Origin of the sequence: Arcicella sp. BE140 (assembly GCF_031456255.1) — a bacterium.
Taxonomy (GTDB): Bacteria; Bacteroidota; Bacteroidia; order Cytophagales; family Spirosomataceae; genus Arcicella; species Arcicella aquatica.
This window is the reverse complement of the sequence record NZ_JAVDUE010000017.1, coordinates 91,848-104,022: the sequence shown is the minus strand read 5'-3', so window position 1 is coordinate 104,022 and position 12,175 is coordinate 91,848. Positions and strand designations below refer to the sequence as shown.

The following is a 12,175-nucleotide window of genomic DNA, read 5'->3' as shown; positions in this document are numbered from 1 at the left end:
AACATGAAAAGACTCACATTATTATTAGTTTCTCTAATGACATTAGGGATGCTATCATGTTCAGAAAATGAACTACAAACGCCCAAATCTTCTGAAGATATCAGCGCAGAAACACTTGATAATTACCTAGTTTTTAGCCATGTTGGTTTAGGCTGGGGTTGCAGAGCATCAGTTATTTATATGGTAACGAATAGCGGAAAAGTATATGCCGATACTAGTGGCAATTTCTGTAAAGACCAAGAGAAATATTCTTTTGTAGGATACCAATTGCCTGATAGTGAGTATGCTAAGGTGAAAAACGTAATACCTGAATTCCCAGCGGACTTAGCTAATCAAGCAAGTAAAACATTCGGTTGCCCAGGCTGTGCCGACGGAGGGATGTTATTAATACAAAGAAAAGAAAAAGGCAAAGCGATTAAAACTTGGAGAGTAGATGATAGCGTTTTTTATAGAGAAACAGATGTTAATAATCAGACTTTCCCGACTTATTTATCTAAGTATGGTAAGATACTAGGACCAGTGTATACAAGTATAAAATATAAATAATAGCCATGAAATCATCGAAAATGCTTTATGTGTTTCTTGTTTTTGTACTATTTTATGCCTGCAAGAATAAAGATGTATTTGGTAATGAAGAGGAGGATAATGCAAAGTTAGCACAAATGGCATCAGACATAGAAGCTTTCGCTATCAACAAGGCTTGTGCTGGCGATGACTGTAGAGTGATGCCAATGGGGGCAAAAGCCTGTGGTGGACCTACCCGATTTATTGTATATTCTTTGTCGAAAACAGATGAGAAAGTATTAACTGAGAAAGTGAAAAGCTATACAGATTTTCAAAAAGAATTGAATGCAAAATACAACAGGGTTTCTGACTGTTCTATGATACTTATGCCTACCGTGGATTGTGTAAACGGACTTTGTACAACTAAATAATATCTGATTGAGTAAAGCTGTTTAACCTCATAAAAAGAGTTGTGGATTTTGATTTAAAATTGTTGATATACACAATTTTAAATTCAGGATTCGCAACTCGCAATTCAAAATTCCAACTTATCACTCTTACTTAACGCCTTTTTAGGCTTTTTGCTCATGAAAAAAACTTTACTCCGAGCAATTCACTTCTTTGCTTTGTTAATTGCTTTTGTTTCTTGTAAAGACCATTGTCAAGAAACCAATACCTACAGAGGAACTGAATCAGTGTTAATCTCATTAAATGAACTCAGGAACAGTGTAAAAGCTTTGCCTGCACAAGACTTAGTGAATCCTGGAAAAATTTATGTCAAAGATAACTATCTGTTTATCAATGAAATAAAGAAAGGTTTCCATGTGATAGATAATTCAAATCCAGCATCACCCAAAGCCATTGCTTTTATTCAAGTATTAGGGAATATTGATATTGCCGTGCAAGATAATATCCTATATGCCGATAGTTACACCGATTTTGTAGCTTTTGATATTAGTAATCCTACTGCTATCAAAGAGGTATCAAGGGTAAACGAAGTATTTACTTATGGAGTAGCAGATGGAATTAGTTGGAGTTATAATGCGAACAATCAGACTATCTATGACTATAAATGGAAATGGTATACTACTACTCAAGAAGTATCATGCGACCCTTCCTATTACCCAATTGCGTATTATGATAGTTGGTCGCTATATTCAAGCTTTTCATCAAGCAGTTCTACAGGTTCAGTAGCTAAAGGAGCAGGAGTTGGAGGATCGACAGCAAGATTCACGATTGCGAATAATCACCTATATGCTGTTACGCAAGATGAAATGAAACTCTTTAGCTTGGCTAATCCTGAAAAACCGACCAAAGATGCTAGTATAAAACTTGGTTTTGGTATCGAGACTATCTTCCCTTATAAAAATAAATTATTCTTGGGTACAACAACAGGAATGCAAATATGGAACAATGAAAACCCTAGTAACCCTACGTTTTTATCTCGTTTAGACCACGTGCGTGCTTGCGACCCTGTAGTGGTTGAAGACGATATCGCTTATGTTACCCTTCGTTCGGTAAATAATTTTAGCCGTTGTGGGGCAGCTATTGCCAATCAGCTAGATGTTATCAATGTTTCAAATCCAGCTACGCCTGTGTTGTTAAAATCATATAATATGGATAGCCCTTATGGCTTAGGAATAGATAATAAAAAACTATTTATCTGTGAAGGTAAAGGGGGACTAAAAACGTTTAATGCTACCAATTCAATGGATATTAAGCTAATTCAGCATTTTACAGATATGAATACTTATGATGTAATTCCTTTGAATGGTACTTTAATGCTCATTGGCAAGGACGGTTTATATCAATATGATTATAAAGATGCCAATAATTTGAAATTGTTGAGTAAGATATTGGTAAAACGCGAAAACTAATAAGCCGTAAAAAACATGAAAAGTATATTAACAATAATAGGTTGCCTCATCTTTTCTGTGGCTTATACACAAGAAAAATCGAGCAAGAGTTTTTTGAAAGATAAATACGTAAATTTTACAGAAATAGGAGGGTTGTTTGGTAAGTCTTATCAAATAACACAGGCATCTTATTCTACTCCTGTTGAGGGACGAACCAATTTTACGATTCAATCATACAACGGGTACAAAATATCGGATAAACTTTCAGCAGGGGTTACCGTAGGGGTCGATTGGTTTCATTCAATGCAGATTGTTCCTGTATCGTTAGGAATAAGAAATACTTATGGAAGAACAGATTCCAAAAAAGTAAGACCTTATATCGGCGTTGATGCTGGATATGGTTTTACATGGCTGAATGATGATTCGTCTGATAACCAAACCGCTAAGGGAGGTTTGGCAATTAGTCCTGTTCTGGGATTACTGATTCCAACGGGCGGGCAAGCTAACTTTGTATTGAGTATCGGTTACAAGCATAATGCTTTTACTACAACTACCAATACGGGTAATGATGATTACCCTTCTAGTAGAACAAAGGAATATGAGTTGAACAGAATGGCGGTAAGGTTGGGGGTGAATTTCTAAATTAAATAATCTTCTCAAAAAAAAATCCTTTCAGTATTATACTGAAAGGATTTTTTTTTGAGATATTCTAAAATCAACAGTCGCAAGACTTTTCTTTAGCTTTCCAGTTGATATAATAAGCAGAAGCAATTAATAAACCGCCCAAGCCACCAGTGATAAGTTCGTATTTGTCGGCAAACCAAACTATTTCACTAAGCTTTATTAGTAAACTTAACATAAGAAGCAAAAGTGGAATAGCATTCAAATGTTTTTTATAATCTATCATCAAGATAATATTTGCTAGAACAAGACTCCCACCAATAAACCATAGTTCCCAAGTATGGTCAGCAAATAGACTTCCACCCAAAAACGGAATCAGTGTAATTAATAAGGGAGTAGCTATGCAATGTATCGCACAAAGGATAGAAAGGTAAAAACCAACCTTCTCTATTTTTAAAGTATGACGATGTGTATGTTCCATTGTTGTAATCATGTTGCAAAAGTAATACAATGCAACGTTATTGCAAATAAAAACGCTTAGTTTTTTGTTTTGTTGTTGTTAAATAAGTGAATGAGAATTTAAAATTTGCCTACTAATGTCAAGTATTTTTATTTTATAGATTCCTCAACGCCTTCAAATCATAATATTTGTTGTGTAATATTTTGTAAATCAGGTCTTTATGGTAATTTGTGTGTTTTGTCTTTTGTGGATTTTTAAAGTGAAAAATAGCGCTGAAAATATAACTTAAATTTTAGTTTTCATTTTGAAAAGACAATTATATAAACTATTTTTATAGTTATATAACTATGTTTTTAAAAGATGAAGACACCGAAATTTTACATCGTACTATTATTAATATTGATGAGCCAGCAAAGGGTGGTAGGTCAAACGGAGATGGAAACCCAAAGTTTGATTCGACAATACCAATTTGAAAAGGCAATTGTAAGCTTGAGCAATTGTTCTACCACGGGCTGTCGTTTAGATTTAGCATATTGCCAGACAAAGGTTGGTAGGATAAAAGAAGCCATAGAAAATTATCAGGCTATTTTAGACCAAGACCCCAATAATGCTTTGGCAATGATGAGCTTGGCAAATCTCTACGAAAAAACAAATAAATTATACCAAGCCAAGAAAAGCTATCAGTCTTTACTTAATATAGATTCTACTAATGCATTTGTTTATAAAAGCTATGCGATGCTTTGTTTAAAGCTAACAGAAGATTCTCTTGCAAAAATATATTTCAAAAAGGCGATAACTATTAGTCCATCAGATGCTGAAAGTATTGCAGAACTAGGAAAACTTTTTGTAAAAGCGGATAGCTTATCAGAAGCCAAAGTATTAATTAAAAAAGGTCTTCTTTTAGATTCAACCTATATTACCTTTTGGCAGTTGAATGCCAGAGTAAATTATCGAGAAAGCAAATTTAAGCCTGTTGTATCGTCCATCAAAAAAGCAATGGCTTTAGGGGATTCTTCTGTTGGGTATCAGCAACTGCTAGGATATGCGTATTTTTATCTGGATAGTATTCCGCAATCTGTAGCTTGTTTTGAACGCGTATTGAAAGTAGAGATGGAGTCGGAGCCTGCTTTCTTTTATCTTGGCTTATGTTATACTAAACTGAAAAAAGAAGATTTAGCCATTCAATATTTTCAACAAGCAATTAATGCAGGATTATCAGACGATTTACCAAAGTATTATGAACGAATTGGCTTTATTGATGAGAAGAATGCTAGATACAACAATGCGCTAGAAGCTTATCAAAAAGCATTGGAATATTCTGGAAAGGCAGATTATTTATATTTAATAGCTCGAGTAAATGATTGGAAATCAACCGATAAGTCAAAGGCTCTGAAGTTATATAAGCAATATATGCTATCTAAAAACAAAAAAAATAACGAATATATTTCTTTAGCTACCGAGAGAATTAAAGAATTGGAGACGGTCAATATTGCAAAGGCTAAGCCATAAAGATAGGATTTATTACTAGCGAGATAATCAAACCCTTATCCATATCCATAGCGAGGGACTTAAGTCCCTCGCTATGGATATGGATAAGGGTTTGATTATTAGATGTTTATAATGTTTTGAGTAGTCTGTATAAGTCAAATACTTTGACTGAAAGTTTATTCAGCTTGTAATTTCTCAAAAACAGCTTTTGATACTTCAACCACTGTTCCATGACGTAGCCCTTTAGGGAAAGTCATTTGGTCAGAAACATCCTCCCAAGTCTTGTAATCTTTAGAACGGATAGCACCATACTTATGCTCAGTATATTTATCAAAATATACATAAGTATATTCACCGATTTTTACACTTGTAGGTCCTTCTGCCCAATATTTTCCAGTGATGGGTGCTGATACCTCGGTAGGATATGGCCCTTCAGCTTTTTTAGAACGTGTAATCCTGATATTTTTTTCTGCTGGCTTAGGATTTTCGTTTTTCACAAACATATAATACCATTTACCATCTTTCAGAATAGTAGCGTCAATGGCACTAAAAGTAGGGTTAAAAAATAACTTAGTTTCGCTAAAAGTCTTGAAATCACGTGTTTTTACATAATAAATACGGTGATTTAAGCCTTTTTCACGCTCAGTTTCTCCAATTTCTGAATGTCTTCCTGGGATAGTAGTTGCCCAAAAAATCAAATAATTTTTGGTCTTATCATCATAAAAAACCTCTGGAGCCCAAGAGTTTTTGGCAGTTGGCTCATGTTCCATTACTGGAATGGCTTGTTGTTCAGACCAGTTGATTAAGTCTTTAGACGAAGCATAGCCAATAATTCTATCGTTCCAACCACTAGTCCAAACCATTTTAAATTCGCCATCAGCCCCTTGAATGATACATGGGTCACGCATTAATTTATCTTTGCCAACGTTTGGTTTCAAGAACGATTTACCAGCTTTTAGGGTCTTCCATGTTAAACCATCTGTACTTGCTGCAAAATGGAGTCCGTCTTGGCCGTTATCCACAAAGTAAGAAAATAGCAAAAATTTGTCTTGAGCCTGTGTTTTTGAATAAACAATTGTAAAAAGGAGTACTAATAAAAAGAAACTTTTTTTCATGTGAGGTAATAATGCTAAAGGGTGTTAAAAAGATTTTTTACTTGTTCAATCGTGAGGTTTTGGTAATCTTTCAAAAATAATTTAATGTTCGAAAACTGCTCAAATTCAGCTTCATCATGCGTTGTTGTTAGTATAATTGTTGTACAACCAGCATTTTCAGAAGTTTTAGCACCTGTTGGCGAATCTTCAAATACAAGGCTTTTATCTAGTAAAATGCCTAACTCTTTTGCTACTTTTTCAAAAACTTCGGGGTCTGGCTTGCCTTTATCTACTAAACCAGAGTGGACTACTGACGAGAAGTAATGACGAATACCTAAATTATCTAATACAAAATCGACGTTTTCAGCAGGAGCAGCACTGCCAATACCCATAGGAATGTTAGCAGCCTTTGCTTCTTCTAAGAAATTCGCAAGTCCGTCTATCAATTTCAATTCATCTTTGAATACTTTACGATAATGTTCTTCTTTTTCAAAAGATACTTGATAGCGTTCTTCAGTTGTAAATCTATGAGGGAAGAGCCTTTCTATGATTTCTTCGTTCTTTCCATGACAACGTTCTTTTACTTCTTCAAGCGTTAGATCAAGTCCTAATTCCTTTAATTTTAGTTGCCATGCACGGTGGTGTACCATCATATTGTCCACCATTGTGCCGTCCATATCAAAAATGAATGCTTGCATACGTATTGTTTTACCGTAAATTATAATGTTTTTGGAAGGGAAAACCTTATGAAAAAATAAATCGTGTAAACTTAACACGATTTATTGAGTTGAGCAAAGTTTCAATAAATGAAAAAGCAACAGTAAAGAGATTAACCTCTACTGTTGCTTCGAATGCGTTAGCGGAAAGTATTAATTTCGTCCTTTATAAGTTGGTTTGTCAATACTTGTGCTTCCATATGCGGGGCAATTATTTTTCCTTGCACATGATGCTAAAGACAAAACTGCCATAAAACCAATAATAATAGTAGCTTTTTTCATGATTAAAATTTGAATGTAAGTGGTACATAAAGGTACTCTTACGTTAAATTACGAAAAAAAAGAATAAATATTGTTTCGCAAATGATTAATTTTCAAAGGATTGTGAGATAGCTATCGGCTTTCGGTCATCAGATTTCGGATTTGAACTAACAGCCAATCTCCATTATTCCTAACGAGGGAATGAGTTCCCTCGTTAGAGATTTTTTGTCTTGTATGAATTTGAAATTACTGTAAGAAAGAACTCCTCATTCCACACTCAAAACTCATCACTTAGAAAACTACTGTTCAACCATCGAAAGGTTTTCGGCCAATGTCAATTCATCTTGGCTAAGAATAAAAACTTTTTCTTCTCCTTCTGCATTAGCTTTTTCGCCATAGCCCAAGATTGTCATCATACCTTCTTTGCCTTGTTCGTCAGCAAAGAGGCGAGTTGTAATCGTGCCGTTTTCTAGTCTGTCCACAATTACGTGCTTTGGTGCTGGAATCAAACAGTGTTGAATACCACCATAACCACCCAAAGATTCCTGATAAGCACCCGTATGGAAGAAACCAACAAACTGACGCTCTTGTCCTTCTTCAAATATTGGTAAATACAAATCTGAACTGTGGGCTTCGGTATTATAAAAATCCATCGAATCGCAAGTAAGTCCACCTAAATTTACTTTTTGGTATGGACTTCCCCAGTTATTCACAGGCAACATGATGTATTTTTGGTTCATACCCCAAGAATCTGGTAATTGCGTAATGAAAGAACCATTAATCATGTACCATAATTCTTTATCATTTTGTAGCTTCTGGTCGATGATTTCGTATAAAACTGCACCACTTTCACCTACAGTATAAGAGCCAAATTCAGTAAATAAATTTGGTACAGGTACGTTACTTTTATTACAAATCCATGAGATAGACTCTACAATTTCATCAATCATCGCCTGATAATCGTAGTTGAATTGTAACGAAGTTTGGATAGGTAAACCACCCCCTAAATCGATAGAATCTAGTTCTGGACAAACCTTTTTTAGTTCACAATATTTATAGATAAAACGGCTCAATTCAGACCAATAATAGGCACTATCTTTAATGCCTGTATTGATGAAGAAATGTAACATTTTTAATTTATAACGCTCGCTATTTTGGATTTTGTTTTTGTACAATTCCATTACATCTGAATAGCGTAAACCCAAACGAGAAGTATAGAAAGCAAAGTCTGGTTCCTCATCTGTTGCGATTCTGATACCCAAATTTACGGTTTCAGTCGTTACAAATTTGTCGTAAAAGTCAATCTCTTTAAGGTTATCTAGAATTGGAATACAATTAAATCCTTCATTGATTAACTCGCTGATATACTGCGTATAAAGAGGTAGCTTGTATCCGTTACAAAGAATATACGTTGACTTAGAAATCTTATTTTCTCTGTATAAATCACGAATAAGTGAAATGTCGAAAGCAGAAGATGTTTCGAGGTGCACATTGTGACTCAGAACCTCCTCGACAATAAACTTAAAATGAGATGATTTTGTACAATAACAATAAGTATAATTTCCCTTATAGTTGTACTTTTTGATGGCGTTCTTAAACATCCTTTTGGCATTTTCGATATGCTCGCCAACTTTGGGTAAGTACGTAATTTTCAAGGGTGTACCATATTGCTGGATAATGTCCATAAGTGGAACATTATTGAACAAAAGTTCATTGTCTTGGTCAATGTTGAATTCCAAGGTTGGGAATTCAATGGTTTGGTCAATTAGGTCAATGTAATTTTTCATCCTACTGCGAAAAGCATAAATGCGGGGTTTTGATTAAAAATACTTATATCTTCGTGAAACTTAATCTCAGAAGTTTTTTTTAGTAAAGGTAAATTTTTGTTGTTTACTATTAACGAAACTGCTACATAAAAAGCGTGCAAAAGTGCAATAAAAGTATGACCTTTGCAAGCATAAAAATTGGATTTATTCTATATTTAACGTTCCGTTTTTAGAATTAGTTTCTACGGGGAGTACTTTCCGTAAACAGGTTTCATGAAAAAAATACATTTTATTGCTATCGGAGGTGCAGCGATGCACAATTTAGCCATTGATTTACATAATAAAGGCTATCATATTACGGGTTCGGATGATGAAATCTATGAGCCTTCTAGAACCCTATTGGGGGAAAAAGGTTTGCTTCCTGCCGAAATAGGCTGGTTTCCTGATAAAATTACGAGAGATTTAGACTGTGTAATTTTAGGAATGCACGCTCGGGTAGATAATCCAGAATTAGCTAAAGCCCAAGAATTAGGCATAAAAATTTATTCGTATCCTGAATTTATTTATAGCCAAAGTTTACATAAACAAAGAGTAGTTATTGCGGGGAGTCATGGAAAAACAACCATTACTTCGATGATATTGCACGTACTGAAATACCATCATCGCAAATTCGACTATATGGTAGGTGCGAGAATAGAAGGTTTTGATACGATGGCAAGCATTTCGGATGCACCTGTGATTGTGATTGAGGGCGATGAATACTTATCGTCACCTATCGACCGTCAGCCTAAATTTTTGCATTATCACCCTCATGTAGTATTGATGTCGGGTATTGCTTGGGACCACATCAATGTCTATCCAGATTTTAACGATTATGTACATCAGTTTGAATTACTAGCAGACTTGCTTCCCAAAGCAGGTAGTTTTATTTATGATGAAACAGACAAATTGGTTAATAAAATTGGAGAAAAAGAATACGAAAGCGTTAAGAAGTTTCCTTATAAAGCTCATCCGCATAAAGTAAAAGACGGCAAAACATTTTTGATTTTGCCCGATAAGAAAGAGTTAGCCATTGAAGTATTCGGAGAGCATAACCTAAAAAATTTGAATGGAGCTAAGTTAGTGCTTTCGCAGATTGGTATTGAAGAGGATGAATTCTATCAAGCGATTCCATCTTTCAAAGGTGCTGCCAAACGCTTAGAATTGGTCGCTGAAAATGCAGAGACAATTATTTATAAAGACTTTGCTCATGCACCCTCTAAAGTAGAAGCAACGACCAAGGCCGTAAAAGCACAATTTCCTCATCGTAAATTGGTAGCCTGTTTAGAACTACATACTTTTAGTAGTTTGAACAAAGATTTTTTAGGAGAATATGCCAACAAATTGAATGCCGCAGATGTTGCCATCGTGTATTTTAGCCCGAAAACGCTAGCACATAAAAAACTACCAGCTATTACGCCTGAGGATATTAAAACCCATTTCAATAACCCTAATTTATTAGTTTTCACAGATAATGCTTCCCTCAAAGATTTTCTATTAGCAGAGCGATGGCGTAACAGTAATTTGTTAATGATGTCATCAGGGACTTTCGATGGACTTGATTTTAAAGAATTATCTCAAGGAATTTTAAAATAAAAAATAACACCTCATTTCATCTCTGAAGGATAGTTATTAAGTTCTAATCATTTACTATTAGCGGGTGACTTAAGTCACCCGCTAATAGTAAATGATTTTCAAAATTATATTATCAAAACACACGTTTTAAGAAAATATTATTTCATTTTTTACATAGTATTTTCTCAAATAGGGTAGATAACACAAGAACTTAATAATCCTATGCTAAAGGAGAGATGGGTGAGGTAAACCATATCATGAACCGTATTTCAGCACTTTTTTCAGTAAAAAAGAATAACTTACTTAACGTTTATTTTACAGCAGGCTTTCCGAAAATCAATGATACTAAATTGATTTTGAAATCATTACAAGAAAGCGGAGCGGACTTAGTAGAAATAGGGATGCCTTATTCAGACCCTGTGGCAGATGGAGAAACTATCCAGCAAGCTAACCAAGTATCACTCGACAATGGAATGACGGTAAAGCTTTTGTTTGAACAACTAGCAGGTATCCGTCAGGAAGGTATTAGTGTGCCTATCTTATTGATGGGTTATATTAATCCAGTCTTACAATTTGGGGTAGAAGCTTTTTGCCAAAAATGCCAAGAAGTTGGGGTTGATGGCTTGATTTTGCCAGATATGCCTGCCAGTGTGTATGAAGAAGAATACAAAGCTATTTTTGATAAATATGGTATTCTGAATATCTTCTTGATTACGCCACAAACTAGCGAAAGTAGAATCAGACATATCGACGAAGTATCACACGGTTTTATCTATATGGTTTCGTCGGCAAGTACTACAGGGGCAAAATCAGGCATTTCGGATGTCCAAGAAGAGTATTTTGAACGAGTAAACAGTATGAATTTAAATAATCCACGACTGATAGGGTTTGGTATTTCGGATAATGAAACCTTTAAAAAGGCCTCTTCACACGCAGCAGGAGCTATTATAGGTAGTGCATTTATTAAAATGCTAAGTAATTCAACAGATTTAGATGGAGATACCAAAGCTTTTGTAAAAATGGTGAAGGGTTTATAACAATTCTGTAGCACGAGTTTTCAACTCGTGCACTTTATAGTATTTTGTGCACGAGTTGGAAACTCGTGCTACAGATACAGTTCTACTCAAAAAATATGAAAAAACAGTTCTATAGAAGAAGTCTACCTCATTTACAACCTCTTGGTGGAACATACTTCGTTACCTACAATCTTTATGGGAGTATACCTCAGTCAGTATTAGAACAATGGAAAGAAGAATATGCTAGGGCAAAAGCTAATATTATTCAATTTTCCAAAAATTATGAAAATGATTTAGATAAACTAGGAAGACTAGACTTTGCTAAACGAGATACCTTTTATAATACTTATAAAGGGGGGAATCATTACCTAAAAAGTCATGCTATGGCTCAAATAGTCGCTGACTCTTTACATTTTTGGGATAATAAAAAGATAGAATTATATGCGTATTGTATCATGTCCAATCATGTCCATGTTGTAGTTCGTTTATTTGATGAATCAGAAACTGACACCCCATTTTATTTAGAAGATTTTATGCATTCCGTCAAACGTTATTCGGCTTTTGAATGTAATAAAATTTTAGAACGTACCAGCCAGTTTTGGCAAAGAGAAAGTTATGATAGACTGGTACGTAATAGAGATGAACTTCATCGAATTTTGAATTATGTATTAAATAATCCTGTTAAAGCAGGTTTATGCCAAGCGAAAAAAGACTGGAAATGGTCTTATATCAAAGAGATTTACAATGATATTATGTAATGAAAGCAAATGACGACATAT

12 protein-coding genes are annotated in these 12,175 nt (G+C 34.7%); 8 read left to right on the top strand and 4 right to left on the bottom strand.

The features are described from left to right. Window positions 1-3 precede the first annotated feature (3 nt). The 4 genes from J2Y60_RS20085 to J2Y60_RS20070 all read left to right on the top strand — a co-directional run bounded on the left by J2Y60_RS20085 (window position 4) and on the right by J2Y60_RS20070 (window position 3,002). Window positions 4-546, top strand: a complete 543-nt coding sequence (locus J2Y60_RS20085; RefSeq protein ID WP_309923015.1) for a hypothetical protein — start codon at window positions 4-6, stop codon at window positions 544-546. A gap of 5 nt (window positions 547-551) precedes the next feature. Then, entirely contained in the window at window positions 552-935 is a 384-nt protein-coding gene (locus tag J2Y60_RS20080; RefSeq protein ID WP_309923013.1) for a hypothetical protein, read from the top strand. A 156-nt stretch (window positions 936-1,091) separates the two neighbouring features. Continuing rightward, window positions 1,092-2,381, top strand: coding sequence for a hypothetical protein (locus tag J2Y60_RS20075; protein ID WP_309923011.1), 1,290 nt, complete (start codon window positions 1,092-1,094; stop codon window positions 2,379-2,381). Window positions 2,382-2,396: 15 nt separating this feature from the next. Continuing rightward, a complete protein-coding gene (locus J2Y60_RS20070) occupies window positions 2,397-3,002 on the top strand; it encodes a hypothetical protein (protein WP_309923010.1) in 606 nt (201 codons plus the stop codon). A 73-nt stretch (window positions 3,003-3,075) separates the two neighbouring features. On the opposite strand, the gene J2Y60_RS20065 is transcribed toward J2Y60_RS20070, so the two are convergent. Then, window positions 3,076-3,462 (bottom strand): MerC domain-containing protein, encoded by a 387-nt coding sequence (locus J2Y60_RS20065; RefSeq protein WP_309923008.1) that lies wholly within the window; start codon window positions 3,460-3,462, stop codon window positions 3,076-3,078. Between the two features lie 339 nt (window positions 3,463-3,801). Between J2Y60_RS20065 and J2Y60_RS20060 the strand changes: the two genes are divergently transcribed. After that, complete coding sequence (locus J2Y60_RS20060; protein WP_309923006.1) at window positions 3,802-4,950, top strand: tetratricopeptide repeat protein; 1,149 nt, start codon at window positions 3,802-3,804, stop codon at window positions 4,948-4,950. 155 nt (window positions 4,951-5,105) lie between these two features. On the opposite strand, the gene J2Y60_RS20055 is transcribed toward J2Y60_RS20060, so the two are convergent. From J2Y60_RS20055 to J2Y60_RS20045, 3 genes are all read right to left on the bottom strand, one after another. Then, entirely contained in the window at window positions 5,106-6,044 is a 939-nt protein-coding gene (locus tag J2Y60_RS20055) for a glycoside hydrolase family 43 protein (protein WP_309923004.1), read from the bottom strand. 14 nt (window positions 6,045-6,058) lie between these two features. Then, window positions 6,059-6,721 (bottom strand): HAD family phosphatase, encoded by a 663-nt coding sequence (locus J2Y60_RS20050; RefSeq protein ID WP_309923002.1) that lies wholly within the window; start codon window positions 6,719-6,721, stop codon window positions 6,059-6,061. A gap of 578 nt (window positions 6,722-7,299) precedes the next feature. Next, complete coding sequence (locus J2Y60_RS20045) at window positions 7,300-8,787, bottom strand: arginine decarboxylase (protein WP_309923000.1); 1,488 nt, start codon at window positions 8,785-8,787, stop codon at window positions 7,300-7,302. Window positions 8,788-9,039: 252 nt separating this feature from the next. On the opposite strand from J2Y60_RS20045, the gene murC reads away from it, so the two are divergent. The 3 genes from murC (at window position 9,040) to J2Y60_RS20030 (ending at window position 12,154) form a co-directional block, all read left to right on the top strand. Next, a complete protein-coding gene (gene murC / locus J2Y60_RS20040) occupies window positions 9,040-10,401 on the top strand; it encodes a Mur ligase family protein (RefSeq protein ID WP_309922998.1) in 1,362 nt (453 codons plus the stop codon). Between the two features lie 236 nt (window positions 10,402-10,637). Then, window positions 10,638-11,417, top strand: a complete 780-nt coding sequence (gene trpA / locus J2Y60_RS20035) for a tryptophan synthase subunit alpha (protein ID WP_309922996.1) — start codon at window positions 10,638-10,640, stop codon at window positions 11,415-11,417. Window positions 11,418-11,512: 95 nt separating this feature from the next. Then, window positions 11,513-12,154, top strand: a complete 642-nt coding sequence (locus J2Y60_RS20030) for a transposase (RefSeq protein WP_309922993.1) — start codon at window positions 11,513-11,515, stop codon at window positions 12,152-12,154. The last annotated feature ends 21 nt before the right edge of the window (window positions 12,155-12,175 follow it).